The sequence below is a fragment of the Candidatus Planktophila sp. genome, assembly GCA_030681675.1.
Taxonomy (GTDB): Bacteria; Actinomycetota; Actinomycetes; order Nanopelagicales; family Nanopelagicaceae; genus Planktophila.
This window is the reverse complement of record JAUXRP010000003.1, coordinates 188,138-207,535: the sequence shown is the minus strand read 5'-3', so window position 1 is coordinate 207,535 and position 19,398 is coordinate 188,138. Positions and strand designations below refer to the sequence as shown.

The 19,398-nt window shown below is 46.7% G+C and carries 17 protein-coding genes; 11 read left to right on the top strand and 6 right to left on the bottom strand.

Features of this window, described 5'->3' with window-relative positions:
• Positions 1–11: 11 nt before the first annotated feature.
• Positions 12–1,091 carry a sn-glycerol-3-phosphate ABC transporter ATP-binding protein UgpC gene (gene ugpC, locus Q8K48_01620; GenBank protein ID MDP1851095.1) on the bottom strand — a complete coding sequence of 360 codons (1,080 nt, stop codon included), beginning with the start codon at positions 1,089–1,091 and terminating at the stop codon, positions 12–14.
• 142 nt (positions 1,092–1,233) lie between these two features.
• On the opposite strand from ugpC, the gene Q8K48_01615 reads away from it, so the two are divergent.
• The 10 genes from Q8K48_01615 (at position 1,234) to Q8K48_01570 (ending at position 12,717) form a co-directional block, all read left to right on the top strand.
• Positions 1,234–2,529, top strand: a complete 1,296-nt coding sequence (locus Q8K48_01615; protein ID MDP1851094.1) for a hemolysin family protein — start codon at positions 1,234–1,236, stop codon at positions 2,527–2,529.
• A gap of 19 nt (positions 2,530–2,548) precedes the next feature.
• Positions 2,549–3,547, top strand: a complete 999-nt coding sequence (gene trpS, locus Q8K48_01610) for a tryptophan--tRNA ligase (protein ID MDP1851093.1) — start codon at positions 2,549–2,551, stop codon at positions 3,545–3,547.
• Positions 3,548–3,709: 162 nt separating this feature from the next.
• Entirely contained in the window at positions 3,710–4,765 is a 1,056-nt protein-coding gene (locus tag Q8K48_01605) for a BMP family ABC transporter substrate-binding protein (protein MDP1851092.1), read from the top strand.
• A 117-nt stretch (positions 4,766–4,882) separates the two neighbouring features.
• Positions 4,883–6,388, top strand: a complete 1,506-nt coding sequence (locus tag Q8K48_01600; GenBank protein MDP1851091.1) for an ABC transporter ATP-binding protein — start codon at positions 4,883–4,885, stop codon at positions 6,386–6,388.
• Positions 6,385–7,488, top strand: a complete 1,104-nt coding sequence (locus Q8K48_01595; GenBank protein ID MDP1851090.1) for an ABC transporter permease — start codon at positions 6,385–6,387, stop codon at positions 7,486–7,488. Before Q8K48_01600 ends, Q8K48_01595 begins: the two co-directional genes overlap by 4 nt.
• Positions 7,485–8,720 (top strand): ABC transporter permease, encoded by a 1,236-nt coding sequence (locus Q8K48_01590; protein MDP1851089.1) that lies wholly within the window; start codon positions 7,485–7,487, stop codon positions 8,718–8,720. The genes Q8K48_01595 and Q8K48_01590 overlap by 4 nt, the downstream gene beginning before the upstream one ends.
• The gene (locus tag Q8K48_01585; protein MDP1851088.1) at positions 8,717–9,118 is read left to right on the top strand and encodes a cytidine deaminase; all 402 of its coding nucleotides are present in this window, start codon (positions 8,717–8,719) and stop codon (positions 9,116–9,118) included. The genes Q8K48_01590 and Q8K48_01585 overlap by 4 nt, the downstream gene beginning before the upstream one ends.
• Positions 9,119–10,423, top strand: coding sequence for a thymidine phosphorylase (locus tag Q8K48_01580; protein ID MDP1851087.1), 1,305 nt, complete (start codon positions 9,119–9,121; stop codon positions 10,421–10,423).
• Positions 10,424–10,438: 15 nt separating this feature from the next.
• Complete coding sequence (locus Q8K48_01575) at positions 10,439–11,533, top strand: adenosine deaminase (GenBank protein MDP1851086.1); 1,095 nt, start codon at positions 10,439–10,441, stop codon at positions 11,531–11,533.
• Positions 11,533–12,717 carry a cytochrome P450 gene (locus tag Q8K48_01570; GenBank protein ID MDP1851085.1) on the top strand — a complete coding sequence of 395 codons (1,185 nt, stop codon included), beginning with the start codon at positions 11,533–11,535 and terminating at the stop codon, positions 12,715–12,717. The genes Q8K48_01575 and Q8K48_01570 overlap by 1 nt, the downstream gene beginning before the upstream one ends.
• Here Q8K48_01570 and Q8K48_01565 read toward each other — a convergent pair.
• Positions 12,690–13,586: a ribokinase gene (locus tag Q8K48_01565; protein MDP1851084.1), complete on the bottom strand. Its 897-nt coding sequence runs from the start codon at positions 13,584–13,586 to the stop codon at positions 12,690–12,692. The two genes, Q8K48_01570 and Q8K48_01565, sit on opposite strands and share 28 nt — an antisense overlap.
• A gap of 18 nt (positions 13,587–13,604) precedes the next feature.
• Between Q8K48_01565 and Q8K48_01560 the strand changes: the two genes are divergently transcribed.
• The gene (locus Q8K48_01560) at positions 13,605–14,558 is read left to right on the top strand and encodes a nucleoside hydrolase (protein ID MDP1851083.1); all 954 of its coding nucleotides are present in this window, start codon (positions 13,605–13,607) and stop codon (positions 14,556–14,558) included.
• Here the strand turns inward: Q8K48_01560 and Q8K48_01555 are convergent.
• Genes Q8K48_01555 through Q8K48_01540 form a run of 4 tightly spaced genes read right to left on the bottom strand, consistent with a single transcriptional unit; the run spans position 14,555 to position 19,395 of the window.
• Positions 14,555–15,397, bottom strand: a complete 843-nt coding sequence (locus tag Q8K48_01555) for an aldehyde dehydrogenase family protein (GenBank protein ID MDP1851082.1) — start codon at positions 15,395–15,397, stop codon at positions 14,555–14,557. The two genes, Q8K48_01560 and Q8K48_01555, sit on opposite strands and share 4 nt — an antisense overlap.
• Entirely contained in the window at positions 15,390–16,829 is a 1,440-nt protein-coding gene (locus Q8K48_01550; protein ID MDP1851081.1) for an aldehyde dehydrogenase family protein, read from the bottom strand. Before Q8K48_01550 ends, Q8K48_01555 begins: the two co-directional genes overlap by 8 nt.
• Before the next feature lie 11 nt (positions 16,830–16,840).
• Positions 16,841–17,788, bottom strand: a complete 948-nt coding sequence (gene deoC / locus Q8K48_01545; protein MDP1851080.1) for a deoxyribose-phosphate aldolase — start codon at positions 17,786–17,788, stop codon at positions 16,841–16,843.
• Positions 17,785–19,395: a phospho-sugar mutase gene (locus tag Q8K48_01540; GenBank protein MDP1851079.1), complete on the bottom strand. Its 1,611-nt coding sequence runs from the start codon at positions 19,393–19,395 to the stop codon at positions 17,785–17,787. The genes deoC and Q8K48_01540 overlap by 4 nt, the downstream gene beginning before the upstream one ends.
• Positions 19,396–19,398 lie beyond the last annotated feature (3 nt).

Sequence of the window (19,398 nt, the reverse complement as noted above, 5' to 3'; positions counted from 1 at the left end):
TAAAGTAGAGATTAAATACGCTCTCCAGTAATTGAGCTAAACAAGTGCACTGCAGATGGAATTGCAGTAACGGCAATTGTTTGACCCGCCTTTGGAGGATTCTTTGGGTCCCATCGCACGATAATCTGTGCGCCTTCATCGCCTGCATTTGCAAACTTCACATTTGTATCGGCTGGCTTTCCATACACAAAGGCATCTGAGCCAAGCTCTTCAACAACCTCAACGAGTACATGGAAGCCATCGCTAGCTGGAGTAAAGCCCTCTGGGCGAACTCCAACAGTTACTTGGCTACCTGCAGATACTGGAACTGCGATACCGAGATTTCCAAGCATTGCCTTGCCATCAACGATTGGAGCATTAAGTAAGTTCATGGCAGGAGAGCCAATAAATCCAGCAACAAAAGCATTTGCTGGATTGTCGTAAAGATTTCGCGGTGTATCTACTTGCTGTAGCAAACCATCTTTAAGAACTGCAACGCGATCGCCCATTGTCATAGCTTCAACTTGATCGTGTGTCACATACACAGTTGTGATTCCAAGACGGCGCTGTAATGCAGCGATTTGCGTACGAGTTGCTACGCGCAATTTCGCATCAAGGTTTGATAGAGGCTCATCCATAAGGAAGACCTGTGGTTCGCGAACGATTGCGCGACCCATTGCAACGCGCTGACGCTGTCCGCCAGATAGCGCTTTAGGCTTGCGCTCTAGATATGGCTCAAGATCGAGCAGCTTTGCCGCTTCTAATACACGACGTTCGCGCTCTTCTTTTGGTGTACCCGCAATCTTTAATGCGAAGCCCATATTCTCTGCAACGGTCATATGTGGATACAGTGCATATGACTGAAAGACCATCGCAATATCGCGATCTTTTGGTGCGACATTTGTTACGTCACGATCGCCGATTAAAATTCTTCCAGCATCGACTTCTTCTAACCCTGCCAACATACGAAGTGAAGTTGATTTTCCGCAGCCTGATGGGCCGACTAAAACCAAAAACTCACCGTCATTGACAGTGAGAGTTAATTTATCAACTGCAGGTGCAGTGGTGCCTGGATAGATACGTGATGCTGCGTCAAAAACTACTGATGCCATGAGATTTCTCTCCTTCTCCGGGCAGGTACGTGCCCGACGGTCCGAGGATGAAGGTGATGGCCGGTTGGCCAACGCTGGAAAGAGTACGTGAAAATAGGATCAAATGAAAGGTCACAGGACGTGGCCTATACTTTCCCACATAATGGAATCTCACTCGTTGGGCTCTTTGTTAGGTGATATTGCAATAGTCGCGGCATTGATTCTCACGGCCTCTCTCTTTGTAGCCGCCGAGATTGCCCTCATCTCGCTCCGAGATAGCCAGATTCGCCAAATCGCCCTCCGTGGAAAACGTGGCGCTCGCGTTGCGAAATTAACTGAAAACCCCAACCGTTTCTTAGCCGCAGTCCAAGTAGGAGTGACCGTCTGTGGATTCCTATCGGCTGCCTTCGGTGCTGAAAAACTTGGCGGATACGTGATCCCTTGGCTAGAAGGCCAAGGTCTTTCCTCGGGGGTTAGTACAACCCTTTCAATTATTGGCGTGACCTTAGTGATCGCATATTTTTCACTGGTCTTTGGCGAACTCGTACCGAAACGTCTTGCACTCTTTCGCTCTGAAGAGGTTTCGCTGGCATCGGCTGGATTTATCGATGTAATCGCAAAGATATTCCGCCCAATAATCTGGTTACTCTCTCACTCAACCGACTTTGTCGTACGCATATTTGGAGTTGATCCAAAAGAGCAACGAAGTGCGATGAGTGAAGAAGAGCTTCTTGATTTAGTTGCAGGGCATGCTGCATTAACCGCTGAAGAGCGCGACATCGTTGAAGAGGTTTTTAAAGCATCTGAGCGACAGATTCATGAGGTCATGGTTCCGCGCACTGAAGTTGATTTTATGGATGCCTCGCTCTCTGTTGGTAAGGCGATTGAATTAGCCGTTGATAAAGCTCACTCGCGGTATCCAGTCGTTCGTGGCTCATCCGACGAGGTCGTTGGATTTATCCATGTGCGAGATTTACTGGATACTTCGCTTGCCAGTAAATCCACCAAAATTGTAGAACTTGTTCGCTCGATTTTGTTCATGCCCGGCACCAAAGGAGTTCTACCTGCTTTGACCGAGATGCGTGTGCAGGGCCAGCACCTTGCAATCGTGTTGGATGAATATGGTGGCACTGATGGCATAGTCACATTGGAAGATTTAGTTGAGTGTTTAATCGGTGATATTCGCGACGAATACGATGAAGTAGATGCCGATCTCTTTGTAGAACCGCGGACAGGCGACTTTGAGGTCGATGGCTTGATTTCGATTGAGGATTTAATCGAACAGGTCCAACTTGAAATCCCAGATGGCCCATATGAAACTGCTAGTGGATTTGTAATGCATTATTTAGGGCGAATCCCTAAAGAGCATGATGTCGTAAACTTCAAAGGCCTGCGAATCACGGTGCTTTCTATGGAGGGTAAGCGCGCTGGCCAGTTATTAATATCCCGCACTACGTGATGTGTGAAAGAATCACTCCATGATCATGAAGCGAGTTTTCTCAGGGATTCAACCCACATATGATTCCTTTCATCTTGGCAATTATTTGGGCGCACTTAAGCAATGGGTTGAACTTCAAGAAGGGCACGATGGGTTTTACTGCATTGTGGATTTACATGCCTTATCAGGTGAAATTGAGCCAACGCTTCTGCGAAAGCGAACTTTGTCATCTGCAGCGCAGTTAATTGCACTTGGAATCTCGCCGGAAAAATCAACGCTATTTGTGCAGTCGCAAGTTCCGCACCACAATCAACTAGGTTGGATAATGGAGTGCTTGGCAGGTTTTGGTGAAGCAAGCCGAATGACACAGTTCAAAGATAAGTCAGCTAGAGGCGGATCAGATTCGGCCCGCGTAGGTTTATTTACATATCCAATGTTGCAGGCTGCCGATATTTTACTCTACCAAGCCAATCTGGTACCCGTTGGAGAAGATCAGCGCCAACACATTGAGTTAACTCGAGACTTAGCTGGGCGTTTCAATACTCGCTTTGGCCAGACATTTACAATTCCAGAGAACTATATTTTGAAGAGCGCCGCCAAGATTCTGGATTTACAAGATCCCACTGCAAAGATGAGTAAGTCATCGAGCTCGCTCGTTGGAGTTCTTGAGATTATGGATACTCCCGAGTCGATTGCTAAGAAAATTAAGAGTGCAGCCACTGACACCGGACGCGAAGTTACATTTGATGAGAAGGAAAAACCAGGAATCAGTAATCTTTTAACGATTCACAGCGCTTTGTCGGGTCAAAGCATCACCGCGCTTGAAAGTGAGTTTGAGGGAAAGGGTTATGGTGATTTTAAAACAGCCATTGCCGATGTTGTTGTTGAATGTCTTCGTCCCATTCGCACGAAAGCACTGGAACTTCTAGAGGATGAGAAACACTTGGTTGATCTTTTGCATGGTGGGGCGGCAAAGGCACGCATCGTGGCGGCAGAAACCCTTGAAAATGCCTATAAAAACCTCGGTACCGTCGCTTAATACTGTCAAGGCTAGGTTGAGGGTTCCAAATCGTTATCTTTGTGATGCAAATTCCACGTGATGCGCCTTGAGTTTATTCATGCGTAACTACTAGGCTCATCATCACACATCAACCTTCTATGACACCTTTCGAGGCCGCATAGAAGACCCCTTGGAGGAAAATTGAAGAAGATATTTCGTCTTGTAGCAGTCGTAGCTGCAACAACTCTTGCAGTTACTGCATTTGTTGCACCATCGGCAACAGCAGCATCAAAGGTAAAAGTTGGGCTGGCATATGACATCGGCGGACGTGGCGATAAGTCATTCAACGATTCAGCAGCGGCTGGCCTTGATCGAGCTAAGAAGAAGTTTGGCGTTACTGCTAAAGAGGTAACAGTCACTACTGGTTCAGATTCAGAGCGCGAAGACAAACTCCGCTTGCTTGCAGCAGCTGGATACAACCCAATCATTGCAGTTGGATTTCTTTATGCAGGGCCAATCAAAGCCGTTGCATCTGATTATCCAGATATACAGTTCGGAATCATTGATGATGCATCTGTAGATCTTCTCAACGTTGCAAGTCTTGTATTCGCCGAAGAGCAAGGCTCATACCTTGCAGGCGTTGCGGCAGCACTTGCCTCAAAGTCTGGAAAGATTGGTTACATCGGTGGAGTTCGTATTCCACTTCTACAGAAGTTCGAAGCAGGCTTCGTTGCAGGTGTTAAGGCAACTAAGAAGAAAGCAAAAGTCGATGTTAAATACGTAACTGAGTTCCCTGATTTCTCTGGCTTCAATGATCCAGCTAAGGCAAAGGTTATTGCTAAGGGCATGATCGATAAGGGTACGGATGTTATCTACTCTGCTGCTGGAGGTTCTGGTGCAGGTAACTTTGCTGCGGCAGAAGAGGCCGGTAAGGCAGGCAAGAAGGTTTGGACTATCGGAGTTGACTCTGATCAGTACCTTTCAGCATCTGCTGCACAAAAGAAGAACATGCTTACATCAATGCTCAAGCGCGTTGATCGTGCTGTCTATGATGTAATTGCAACAGCTGTTGCCGGTGATTCAGTTAACGATGTTCTAGATGCCAAGGCTGGCATCTATGGCCGTCAATACAATCTCGCCCTCAATGGCGTTGGCGTCTCGTACTCAGGTGGATACATCAACAAGTACAAGGCGGCAATTAACAAGGCAGCGGCAGCAATCAAGTCAGGCAAAGTTAAGGTTCCAACGAAGCCTTAATTCTCTTACGAGCTAAGGGTTACTAGAAGTGGCGTTTGGCCCAACAATGGAGTTAAATCTCCTTGTTGGGCCAAACGTTTATCTTCACATTTAATACTTTTCAAAGGAGAGTAAAGCGTGTCAGTTGCAGTTGAACTACGGCACATCACTAAACGCTTTCCAGGTGTTATAGCTAATAAAGATGTCTCGATGAGCGTGGAAACTGGCACTGTGCATGCTTTAGTCGGCGAAAATGGGGCCGGCAAATCCACGGTCATGAAGATTTTGTATGGAATGCAACGTCCAGATAGCGGCGAAATTTTAGTGAATGGAAGCGCTGTTCATTTTAAAAATCCAAATGATGCAATAGAGGCGAGTATCGGCATGGTGCATCAACACTTTATGTTGGCCGATAACTTTACAGTTCTTGAAAATATAATCCTTGGCTCAGAACCAAAAAAAGGCATAACGATTGATTTTGTAGCGGCTCGTGCGAAAGTTATGGCTATGGCCGCGCAGTACGGACTTGAAATCGATCCCGATATTCTCGTTGAGGAGTTGGGAGTTGGTCCACGCCAGCGCGTTGAGATTTTGAAGGTTCTTTACCGCGGTGCACGAATTTTAATTTTCGACGAGCCAACTGCAGTACTTGTTCCGCAAGAGGTTGATGATTTGTTCAACGCCCTTGAAGGCCTTCGCGCCGAAGGCATGGCGATAATCTTTATCTCCCACAAGTTAGATGAGGTTCTTCGTGTTGCTGATTATGTGACTGTTATCCGAGCAGGATCTACCGTTGCCGAAGTGAAATCGAGAGATGTCACCGCACGACAGTTGGCCGAGCTTATGGTTGGTAGCGAGCTTCCGCAGCCAACTACGCATGGTGTCACCCGTCGAGAACAAGTCACGCTTGCTCTCAACAATGTAACAATTGCAACTTCGACTGGAAGTCGCGATTTAATCTCTCACATATCATTTGAACTACATGCAGGAGAAGTGGTTGGAATTGCCGGCGTTGAAGGCAATGGTCAGGCCGAACTCGTTGAAGCAATCCTTGGTCTGCGTGACTACACAGGCTCTATCTCATTTAATGGCCAATCAATTGATGAGTTAAGCGTTGCAGACCGCCATGATTTAGGTATCGGATTTATCCCTGAAGATCGTCAACGACAGGGATTAATGATGAACTCACCACTGTGGGAAAATCGAATTCTTGGCCATCAACGCTCAAAGCCGGTCATGCGTGGTTTTATTTTAGATAAGAAAGCCACCATTGCCGACACTGCCAGAATCATGGAAGAGTTCGATGTCCGCGCACCTGGTCCTCAGACTCTTGCTACCGCGCTTTCCGGTGGAAACCAACAGAAATTTATTGTGGGCCGTGAAATGAGTAAAGCACCAGCCTTACTTGTTGCATCTCACCCAACACGTGGTGTTGATGTTGGAGCCCAAGGTGCTATCTGGGAAGAGCTTCGTCAAGCTCGCGAAAAAGGGATGGCGATTGTTTTAATCTCTGCCGACCTAGAGGAGCTCATTGGAATGTCTGATCGCTTACTAGTGATGTTGCGTGGGGTCGTAACTGCCGAACTTGATCCAGCAAAAACGACTCCGGAGCAACTCGGTTCAGCGATGACGGGGGCGGCATGAAAAAATTCAAACTCTCTACATTTTTGCTTGCATTAGCCGCCCCACTTGCTGCCGCAGTCGTATCAATAATCATCTCCTCATTAGCCGTTCTTGCTACTAAGAAATCTCCTATGGATGCCTACAGAACTATGTGGGAGTTTGGAACAACTTCAGGATCACTCATGCAGATGCTCAATGTTGCCACGCCGTATTACATCGCAGCGATAGCGATTGCAATAACATTTCGGGCTGGTCTATTTAACATCGGAGTAGAGGGCCAACTTCGTTTAGGAGCAATGTTCGGCGCTTACTTCGGGGCTATGTTTGCGCTGCCACCGGTAATTCACGTAGTTGCAATTATGGTAATTGCTATGACTGTTGGCGGACTCTGGGCCGCGATTGCAGGATATTTAAAAGTTAAACGTGGAGTCAGTGAAGTTGTTTCAACGATCATGTTGAACTTATTAGCTGGTGGTTTATCCTCATACTTACTTGCAAATCACTTTGCAGACTTGACAACGGCTTCAAATAACTTGTCGACCAAAGAAATTCCTGCATCTGGCCAGTTTCCGAATTTAATGCCGTTACTAAATAAATTAGGTGTTGAGGATCAACCCGGTGGCGGAGTTTACGGAATGCTTGTTTTCGCTGTAGCTCTTGGTATTACTTTCTGGTTTGTCATTAACCGAACACGTTTCGGTTTCGAACTTCGCGCATCGGGGGCAAATCCAATTGCTGCACGAGTAAGTGGAGTTAACTCAAAGCGAATGACTTTTGTTGCCCTAGCACTATCGGGAGCAGTTGCAGGGCTCGCGGGACTGCCCGCAGTTTTAGGTGATACACACGCCTTTAATATGGGCTTTCGAACTGGAATTGGTTTTTCTGCAATCGCAGTCGCTCTCCTTGGTCGAAATGGTGCAGTTGGAATGGCTATCAGCGCACTCTTGTTCGGTTTTCTCGAAGTCAGCTCAAGGTCTCTCGAACTTATCGATATCGCGCCTGAAACCTATGTAATTATGCAGGGATCAATTCTCTTGTCATCAGTAATCGCTTATGAGGTTGTTCGTCGATACAAGATTACGCTGCAAAGTAATGAGCTTGCAAAGGCGGTCGATGCATGAAAGGCACCACTACAAAGACATTGCGATATGCCATGCTTTTGATCTTAACCCTCACAATAATTCGCATACTTACCGGTGCCTCAGAGTTAACGAGCATAGGCACGGCATCAGCTGCGCTCTTGCTCTCCGTTCCTATCGCGCTGGCTGGGCTGGGTGGCTTATTTTCAGAGCGTTCAGGCGTGATCAATATAGGTCTTGAAGGCATGATGATTATGGGTGCATGGGCAGGTGGGATGATTGGATCAAAGCATGGCCCATGGATTGGCCTCTTTGCCGCAGTCTGCTTCGGTACAGTCGGTGCGTTATTACATGCAATTGCAACGATTTCATTCGGCGTTGATCACGTCGTTTCGGGTGTAGCCATCACGATTATTGCAGCTGGTCTAGTTCGATATATATCAACGATTTTTTATAAGAGTGGCGCTTGGCTTGGCCCTTCACAGTCTCCTGATGTTGCATCCATTGGAACAAATGGTCTTCCAGTACTCTCTGGCGGAAAATATTTTGGGTGGCAAAGCCCTGATCTTCTGAGTGATCTCGCACAAAAACAGTGGTTTTTTATCTCAGATGTGGCCGCCATAATTCGCGGGGTAACTGGGGATCTCTCGTATGTAACTATGATCGCAATGGCATTAGTCCCGCTATCGGCATTCGTGCTATGGAGAACAGCATTTGGTCTGCGTCTTCGAAGTGCCGGTGAAGCTCCGACGGCCGCTGAATCACTAGGTGTCAATGTTTATGCAATGAAATATGCCGGCGTTTTAATCTCTGGTGGTTTAGCAGGTTTAGGCGGCGGCTTCTTAGCGATTGTTGCAGCAAATCACTATCAGGAAAATCAAGTCGCAGGTCGTGGATATATCGGTCTTGCCGCACTTATATTTGGCAATTACCGCCCTGGTGGAATCTTAATGGGGGCGGGATTATTTGGTTTTGCCGATGCCCTACAACTTCGAGACTCGGCATCGATTCATGCGCTTATTTTGTTAGTTGTTCTTATTTTATTGGCACTCGTTTTTCGTGACGTGCGAAAGGGTAAGTTGTTAAAGGCAGCGATTACGCTCTCATTCGCCGCGCTTTCTCTGTGGTACTTCTTAGCTGTCGATGAGCTTCCAGGTCAGCTTGTAACAATGACTCCATATATAACGACACTTATGGTTATGGCAGTGGCATCTCAAAGGCTTCGAACGCCCGCCGCCGACGGTATTCCATATCGTCGCGGTGGTATGCGATGAGTGAGATTAATTGGGATCAGCTACATGTCGCCGCTGTTGCTGCGATGAAAACTGCGTATGCCCCGTACTCAAAGTTTCCAGTCGGGGTTGCCGCCCTCGTGAGCGACGGCCGAATAGTCAGTGGATGCAACGTTGAAAATGCGAGTTATGGTTTAGGACTTTGTGCTGAATGTGGACTTGTATCAAATCTGATCGCCACTGGCGGCGGTCGCTTAATTGCAATTTCATGCGTCGATGGCCAAGGTAACTCACTAGCTCCGTGTGGGCGATGTCGCCAATTACTATTTGAGCACGGTGGATCCAGTGCGCTCTTGATGACCGATGATGGTCCACAGACAATGGCGGAAATGTTGCCGTGGGCATTTGGTCCAGATGATTTAGATCGCAATGAGCGATAAGTGTCACAAGTAGAAGCATTTTCGGCCGCTGAAGTTATTACGGCAAAACGTGATCACCATGCACTCAGTGATCGGCAAATTGATTGGATTATCGACGCGTATACGCGAGGTGTTGTTGCTGATGAACAAATGTCTGCGCTCTTAATGGCGATTTTGCTCAATGGAATGGATTTGCGTGAAATTTCACGCTGGACCGATGCAATGATTAATAGCGGCGAGCGAATGAACTGGTCGGCGTTATCTCGCCCAACGGTAGATAAACATTCAACTGGTGGAGTCGGCGATAAAATCACTTTGCCATTGGCTCCTTTAGTTGCAGCGTGTGGGGCAGCAGTTCCACAGTTATCTGGTCGTGGACTCGGACACACTGGCGGCACGTTAGATAAGTTGGAATCAATTCCTGGATGGCGGGCATCGCTAACTAATGCCGAAATGTTAAAGGCTTTGCAGGATTGTGGCGCGGTTATTTGTGCAGCAGGTGCTGGTTTAGCTCCGGCCGATAAGAAGTTATATGCATTGCGCGATGTCACTGCAACGGTTGAAGCGATTCCACTCATAGCATCATCGATTATGAGTAAGAAGATTGCAGAAGGAACTGACGCACTTGTACTTGATGTGAAAACTGGTGGCGGCGCTTTTATGAGCGATCCAAAAAAAGCGGCAGAGTTAGCCCATGTTATGGTCGGACTTGGTAAAAGAGCAGGGGTTAAGACTTTGGCCATTGTTACGGCCATGGACGTTCCACTTGGGCTCACAGCTGGAAATGCCTTAGAAGTACGAGAGTCTATTGAAGTTCTTAGCGGTGGCGGTCCATCAGATATCGTTGAATTGACGCTCATCCTTGCGCAAGAGATGTTAGAGCTTGCAGGGATAAAAGGCGCTGATCCTGCCGCTGCTCTTAAAAATGGTAAGGCTATGGATGTCTGGCGTCACATGATTAGCGCGCAAGGTGGCGACCCCGATGCAAAACTTCCGGTGGCTAAAGAGAACCTCACAATTACAGCAGATAACTCCGGAACGCTTTTAAGTATGGATGCGATGAAAGTTGGACTAGCTGTTTGGAGATTAGGCGCCGGACGATCACGCCAAGGTGAGGCAGTACAGGCTGGTGCCGGAATTGAAATTCATGCCAAACCAGGTGATTTTATTAAGGAGGGGGCACCGCTGTTTACACTCCATACCGACACTCCGGCAGCCTTTGCACGAGCACAGGAGTCACTGACTCACTCAGTGAAGATCGGTGATTTACCTTCAAGCGGAAAGATAGATAGATTGCCACTTATAATTGAACGAATTACTGATTAAGGGGTTTAATTAAGAATGGCAATGAATAGCACGCCTAGTGCAGATCAAATTAAACGCATCCCTAAAGTAATGTTGCACGATCACTTAGATGGTGGACTACGCCCACAGACAATTATTGATATTGCTGCCGAAATTGGATACACGTTATTACCCACTCAGGATGCAGCGGAATTGGCTACGTGGTTTCGCGAATCATGTGACTCAGGTTCACTCGTTAGATATCTAGAAACTTTTTCTCACACCATAGCCGTTATGCAGCGCCGCGAAGATATTATCCGTGTTGCGCGTGAGTGCGCGCTCGATCTTGCACGCGATGGCGTTGTCTATGCCGAAATACGTGGCGCACCCGAGTTATTTACTGAAAAAGGCTTAACAATGGCCGAAGTAGTTGAAGCAACTCTTGAGGGATATAGGCAGGGAATGGCAGAGGCAAAGGCCGAAGGTCATGAGATTGCCGTCTACTCACTGCTGTGTGGGATGCGACAGAATAAACATTCACAAGAGGTTGCAGAGTTAGTTGTTAAGTATCGCCATCTAGGTGTCGTCGGTTTTGATATTGCCGGTCCTGAAGATGGTTTTCCACCTAGTGATCAGAAGGAAACCTTTGATTATCTACGTAAAGAGGATGCGCACTTTACTATTCACGCAGGTGAGGCTTATGGTCTGCCTTCTATTTGGGAGGCGATTCAGATCTGCGGTGCTGAGCGTTTAGGACATGGCGTACGAATTATTGATGATATTGATTTCTCAGGGCCAGAACCGATTTTGGGTCAGCTTGCATCCTACGTTCGAGATCGGCGGATTCCGCTCGAACTCTGCCCAACATCAAATCTTCAAACTGGGGCGGCTAAAAGCTACGCCGAGCACCCGATTGGAGCTTTAGCGAAGCTTCGTTTTCGCGTAACTTTAAATACCGATAATCGCTTAATGAGCCAAACCTCAATGTCCTTTGAGATGAGTGAGGCAGTTAATGCCTTTGGTTGGGATTTCACAGAACTTCAGCGCGTAACTATTAATGCAATGAAGAGCGCTTTCATCCCGTATCCAGAGCGCTTGAAGATTATTGAGGGAATCATTAAACCTGGATATCAGAAAATAGCATCGGAGTAATGGTTGATTTTAATGATCCGGCATTTATTGCAAATCCATATGCTGGGTTAAAGGAGTTACGAAACGTAGGTAAGCCCTTGTGGCATGAAGGTTTGGGAATATTTTTAGCAGCTTGCCACCGCGATGCAAATGAAGTCTTTCGCAACAAATCTTTGGGACGAATTTTTGTAGATAAGCAGCCTGAGTTCGAGTGGGCGACGTTTAACTGGCTCCACTCAGATTCGATTCTAGATAGTGAGCCACCTAAGCACACACGACTTCGTGCTTTAGTGGCTAAAGCCTTTAATCGAAACAAGATTGAGGGGATGCGTCCGGCAATTGAACGAATCACCAATGAACTCTTAGATGCAATCAATGTGAAAGTTAAGAGCGGTGAGAACTTCGACCTAATCGCCGATTATGCCGAACCTCTTCCAGTTAAAATCATCGCCGACCTTTTAGGTTTTCCAAAATCTGAAGAATACCTACTACGCCCATGGTCGCAAGCGATAGTTAAAATGTATGAAGTTAATCCATCATTGAAGTATCAAAGTGAAGCTAAGGTTGCCGCTGGTGAGTTTGCCGATTATGTGCGAACACTGGCGGAGGAACGAAAAAGGAGACCAGGAACTGATTTAATTACGGACTTAGCAATGGTTGAGGAAAACGGGGAGAAGTTAAACATGCACGAACTTGTCGCGACCGCTGTTTTGTTACTCAACGCCGGTCATGAGGCGAGTGTGAATGCTTTTGGTAACGGAATGGTTGAGGTTCTGCGTCGATCAGATCAAAGAGCACTTCTTCGCAATAACCCTAGAGGCCTTACAGAGATGGCTTTAGAGGAGTTCATGCGCTTTGATGCACCTCTTCAGCTTTTTGAGCGTACGGCGACGAAAGATACTGAACTTGGAGGAGTTGCAATTAAAGAGGGTCAAAAGATTGCCGCTCTAATTGGTTCTGCTAATAGAGATAGTGCGGTTTTTGAAAATGCTGATGAGATGGATGTAACTCGAGATCCAAATCCACACATCGGGTTCGGTGCCGGAATTCATTTTTGTTTAGGTGCTCCACTTGCTCGCTTGGAAATGGGAGTTTCATTACCCGCGCTATGGGAGAAATATCCTGATATGTCACTTGCAAGTGAGCCAGTACGCCGGCCAACCTTTGTCTTGCGAGGTTACGAGAGAGTAGAGATTTCTGCTTGAGTCGGATATGAAGATTGAGCACCTTTTTTAGTAACACTTAAGGATGCGACTTTGATTCCAAGTGCAAGTGCCTTATCAGAACTCAATCCACTTGCTAAGGCATATGCAAATGTTCCGACAAAGGCATCTCCAGCACCTGTTGTATCTACTGCATTAACAATTGGGGCCGAGGTCCAAATAATTGAACCATCTGCATTGATTAATGCAGCACCTAGAGAGCCAAGAGTTACCACTGAATTCTTACCCGGTCTAAATTCTCTTAGAATTTCATCACTAGTTGGAAGTTGCCCATGTAGCTCCCGGAACTCTGTTTCATTTGGAATTATCCAGTCGCACAGTTTAAGTAACTCCGGCGAGAGCACTTGATACGGTGCAGGATTTAAAATAGTTATACATCCTCGAGCTTTCGCTGCTCTAAAGGTTGCGAGTGAAACCTCTTGCCTAATTTCACATTGAGCAATTACAACCGCCAAATTCTCTATAGATTCGATTGCAGCTACTGCCTTGGGGTTCTCAATTTCATGATTAGCTCCTGGGATAATGATGATTCTATTTTCACCAGCGCCATCCACCCAAATATGCGCAACACCTGTTGGAGTATCTGAGCGTTCTACATAATCAGAATTAATACCTAATGTTGAAAAGTTGGCTGCGATTGAGTCGCCAAAGAGATCGCGGCCTATTTTTCCAATGAAGTGAACTTCGGCACCGCAATGTGCTGCAATTACGGCTTGGTTAGCCCCTTTTCCCCCGAATCCAGTAGTAAAGAGATCACCAACGAGTGTCTGTCCGGGTTTCGGCAAAGTCTGGGCGTAAGCCGTTAAATCAATCATGGCGCTTCCAACGACTGCGACTACTGCTTTACTCATAGCGCTAGGCTACCCCTTATGAATAAAACTTCAATTATTCTTGATGTTGATACTGGTGTCGACGATGCCTTTGCAGTTCTCTTTGCAGCTCTTCATCCGCAGATAAATCTCTTAGGAATCACTTGCGTTGATGGCAATACAAACGTTGATCAAGTTGTTGCTAATACTTTGAAGGTTTTAGATGCCGCAGGCGCTGGTGATATTCCAGTTGCGCGAGGAGCCGTTCGGCCATTGCTTGGGATTTCTCAGTATGCCGAGTATATACATGGTGCCGACGGTATGGGTGATCTTGGAATTGCTCAATCGATTCGCCGCGTTGATCCTCGTTCAGCCGTTGAATTATTGCGTGATTTAGTTGAAACTTCTAAGGATCCAGTAACTTTGGTGCCAGTTGCACCACTTACAAATATCGCACTTTTCTTACGTGCATTCCCTGAGAGCGCAAAAAAAATTCACCGAATTGTTTTGATGGGTGGATCTGCATCGGCAGGCAACGCAACGGCGGCATCCGAATTCAATATTTGGCATGATCCTGAAGCTGCTGCAATTGTCTTTCAAAGCGGAGTCCCAATCACAATGTATGGCCTTGATGTGTTTATGCGTCTTGGAATTACCAGTGCAGAGGCGGTTCGCTTAAAAAACTCAACAATTCCAGCTGCGAAGTTTGCAGGTTCTCTCATCGAGGCTTTCATCGAGAGATTGCATATTTCCCCAATAACTTTAGGAGATTTCGGTGCAGTCGCTACGGTGATTCACCCTGAACTATTTACTACAGAGATGTTTGATGTCGTTGTAGATACATCATCTGGTCCTGCTCGGGGTCAGACAATTTGTGATCGTCGCGCTGCATTTTTAAAAGATCTTGAGCCGCTTAGTCTTGAAGATTCAGCTAAAGTTCGAGTTGTGATGGACTTAGATGTTGAGAGTGTGCGCCAACTGTGGCTAAAAACCATTGATAAAGGCTGGTCTTAGAGCCCTATTGGGTGCCAGACGGTCTTGTTTTCTAAGAAAGCAAGGATTCGACTAGGATCGGCGGAGTTAAAACTATAGATCCGCTTTAAGTTTTCAGCCCCAGCGATTCGAACTGCTCCATGTGATTTAGCTCCGAGACCAGAAATATCAAAACCATCGATATCCATATGTGATGCCATCCATGGTGCAATCTCATCTTTCTTGCCCGTCAAAATATTGATAACCCCAGCAGGAACATCGCTTGTAGCAACTACTTCGGCAAAACTCATGGCAGAGAGTGGAGCTTTAGTGCTCGCTAAAACAATCACAGTATTTCCACCAACGATTACCGGTGCAATCGCATCTATGAGCCCAAGTAAGGAGGGGGATTCTGGTGCGATCGCGGCGATAACTCCCATGCTCTCCGGCACCGTAAAGTTATAGTAAGGACCGGCAACTGGGTTAAGAGCACCTGAAAGTGAGGAAAGTTTATCGCTCCAGCCTGCATACCAGACTAAACGATCTACAGAATCTGTGACCTCCTTTTCGGCCTTGACTGTAGTGATACCAGTTACTGTAACAATCTCTTGGACAAACTGAGAGCGCCTACCCTCTAGCATCTCCGCGATGCGATAGAGGATCTGCCCCTTGTTGTAAGCAGAAGCTTTGTTCCAACCAGAATGAGCGGCGCGCGCGGCCACTACAGCATCCTTTAAATCTTTTCTGGAAGCTAGACATGGATTAGCGATAAATACGCCCTTCGCATCTTTGATTTCATATGTGCGGCCAGATTCAGAACGGGGAAATGCACCGTTGATGTATAACTTATAAGTTTTTTTGACGTCTATTCGATTACTCATGGCCAATCCCCTTTAAATATGCACTTAACCCATGTCTTCCACCTTCGCGACCCCAGCCAGACTCCTTGTATCCACCAAAGGGAGATGTTGGATCAAATTTATTAAAAGTATTTGACCAGATAACACCTGCACGAAGTTGCTGACTAGCCCACAAAATACGAGAGCCCTTCTCGCTCCAGATTCCAGCAGAGAGGCCAAAAGGGGTGTTATTAGCCTTATCTATGGCCTCTTGAGGAGTTCTAAAGGTAAGAATCGAGAGCACTGGTCCAAATATCTCTTCCCGCGCAATGCGGTGTGCTTGCGTAACGCCGGTGAAAATCGTTGGTGCGAACCAAAATCCCTTCTTCGGTAAATCACATGGAGCACTCCAACGCTGCGCACCCTCAGTGTCACCTGTTGCCGAGAGCTCACGAATTTTAAGGAGCTGTTCTTTACTATTGATTGCACCTAAGTCCGTATTTTTATCCATTGGATCACCAACTCGAATGAGAGCCATACGTCTCTTAAGTTTTTCTATTACTTCGACGGCGACGCTCTCTTGCAGAATTAGTCGAGAGCCAGCGCAACAGACATGGCCTTGATTGAAGAACACTCCATTGACGATGCCTTCGATGGCCTCGTCAATTGCGGCATCTTCAAAAATTATGTTTGCGGCTTTGCCGCCCAGTTCGAGCGTTACACTCTTTTGAGTTGGGGCAACTGCACGGGCAATAATCTTGCCAACTTCAGTTGATCCTGTAAATGCTATTTTATCAATACCCGGATGGTTAACAATTAATGCGCCAGTTGACCCATTGCCAGTAACGATATTCACCACACCTGGAGGAAGCTCTGCCTGTTGGCAAACTTCTGCGAATAAAAGTGCGGTGAGAGATGTATTTTCGGCAGGTTTTAGAACGACTGTGTTGCCGGTGGCTAGTGCAGGCGCAACTTTCCACGCGAGCATTAATAATGGAAAGTTCCAGGGAATGATTTGTCCTGCAACACCATGTGGCTTAGTTGAAGTTCCAAGACCTGCGAACTCTAATTTATCCGCCCATCCAGCGTGATAGAAAAAATGTGCCGCGGCTAATGGAATATCAACGTCACGCGATTCACGAATTGGCTTTCCATTATCTAAAGTTTCTAGGACTGCAAACTCTCGTGAGCGCTCCTGCATAATTCGAGCAATGCGAAATAAGTACTTACCTCGCTCTCGCCCGCTCATTTTTGACCATGTTGTTGTGTATGCCTTGCGCGCTGCTTTTACAGCAGCATCGACTTCGGCCACACCGGCTAGGGCAATCTGGCTAAGTATCTCTTCAGTTGCTGGATTAAAAGTCGGGAAGTGTTTGCGGCCGGCCACGAACTTTCCACCGATAAAGTGGCCATATTTGGGCTTAATCGAGACAATGGAGCGCGATTCGGGTGCGGGCGCATAGTCAAATTTCATTGGGGTCTCCATTAATCGATCGTTACGTAGGCAGGGCTAGCGTAGTAGCCATCATCCATTTTCATACGTTGCATCAGTAAATCATTGAGTAGCGCACTAGCACCGATGCGAAAGAGCGATGGTGTGAGCCACTCCGGTCCAGCGGTCTCATTAACTAGAACTAACTGCTTGATCGCATCTTTAGTATTTCTGATGCCTCCTGCAGGTTTTACTCCGATACGTTTTTGTGTCATAGAGTAAAAATCGCGTACAGCTTCCAGCATGACTAAAACGACTGGCGCGGTAGCGGCAGGTGCCACTTTTCCAGTAGATGTTTTAATGAAATCAGCGCCGGCGGCCATCGCAAGGAAAGATGCTTTTCTTACATTGTCATAAGTGACGAGCTCGCCCGTTTCAAAGATAACCTTTAAATGTGCTCGCTCACCACAGAGTTCGCGAATTTGTACAATCTCGTTAAAGACCGTGATGTAATCCCCACTTAGAAATGCCCCACGATCGATCACCATATCTATCTCAGATGCTCCGGCGTTGAGGGCATCTGTAGTATCTTGGATTTTTACCGGCATAGATGCCCGGCCCGATGGAAATGCAGTAGACACGGCAGCTACACCAACATGTGAGCCGCCAATCACATCAAGGTGTTTGCGGGCTACCCCAACCATGTCATTGTAAACGCAAACCGCGCCAACGCTGGGCACAGTTAAATTAGTAGGATCTGGTCGTACCGCCTTAGTGCACAGAGCTTGAACTTTGCCTGGAGTATCGGCGCCTTCGAGCGTTGTTAAATCCACCATAGATATTGCCATATCAATCGCCCAACGTTTAGAGGTTGTTTTAATGCTACGGGTTGCCAACATTGAAGCTCGCGCATCGGCTCCGACTTGGTCCACACCTGAGAGTGCACCTAGATACCTCTTTAGTGATGCATCACTACCATCAACTAATCCGTAAAAACTCACGATAGCAATTCCTTTAATGGTGCACGTAAACGATCAAGAACAATGTTTGCACTTGCTAAATTTTCTGCAATAACCTCAATGTAACACTTCATCTTTGCTTCAGTTCCGCTTGGGCGAATGATTATTCGAATTGCGCCATCTAACCAAATACGTATTCCATCAGTCGGAGGTAAATCATCGCTAGGTTTGGCTAAGTCATCTATAGAGGTGACAGGATAACCAGCGATTGCCGATGGGGGATTTGAGCGCAGTTGACCCATTATGCTGCCTACTTGAGATAGATCAGTTAAGCGAATTGAAATCTGTTCAGTTGCATGGAATCCATATCTGGCCCAAATCTCATCCAATAAGTTCAGCAGCGTTCGATTTTCGTGCGCCAAATCAGTAGCTATTTGAGCTAATTTTATCGCAGCAGAAATTCCATCTTTATCATTGACGGTAATAGCATCAACTGCATAACCAAGCGCTTCCTCGTATCCAAATGTAAGTCCATCAATCTTTGCTAGCCATTTAAACCCTGTAAGTGTCTGCTTGAAATCTAAATTGTAATGGGCTGCGATTTTGCTCAAAATCGTGGAAGAAACAATTGAATTGGCAAGAATTCCCTTTTTCGTTGTGCGTGCAATAGATTCACCAAAAATGGCACCTAACTCATCTCCACGTAGCATCCGCCAACCAGAAATTGGATCATTAACTGCGGCTGCACATCTATCGGCATCTGGGTCATTTGCTATAACTAAATCTGCATCAGTTGCCCGTGCGGTTTCAAGTGCTAAATCAATAGCACCAGGCTCTTCCGGGTTAGGAAATGCCACAGTTGGAAAATCTGGATCAGGTTGTGCTTGGGCATCAACTAAAATTGGAGAAGGAAAGCCGGCCTTCTGAAATACATTCAATAAAGTTTCAGTTCCAACACCATGCATCGCGGTGTAGACAATCTTTAAGGTACCAGGTCTATTTGCAATCGCTGCAGTAATTCGGATGTACTCACTTATGATCTCTTCATCGACAATGCTCCATACATGGCCACGAGGCTGGATGGCCAAAGAAGTTATGGCATGTATGTGAGCGGCAATTGACTCATCGGTAGGAGAGACAATTTGTGATCCTCGATAATGAATTCCATCAACGGTACCGCCTAAATAAACTTTGTATCCATTATCTTGTGGTGGGTTGTGGCTTGCAGTGACCATTATTCCGACGTCGCACTTTAATTCATTAGTTGCAAAGGCTAAAACGGGGGTAGGAAGTGGGCGTGGAAGGACATAGACCTTCATTCCCGCGCCACTCATTATCTGCGCAGTCTCTTGCGTGAAATCCTCTGAACCGTGACGCGCATCGCGTCCAATTACCACCGACGTTAGTTGACGCTCTCTCATATATGCAGCAATCGCAGCTGCCGTACGTCCGACTACTGCACGGTTCATACCCGATGGACCTGGTCGGACTGGGCCACGCAGACCAGCGGTACCAAACTGGAGAAAACCGGAAAACGAGGTGCGAAGCTCTACTTCATTGTCGGTATCAAGCCAACCCTGCAGTTTGGCAGCGGTCGCTGGATCAGGATCGTCGGCAATCCACTCTTGTACTTCTCTTCGTAGCTCCATGTT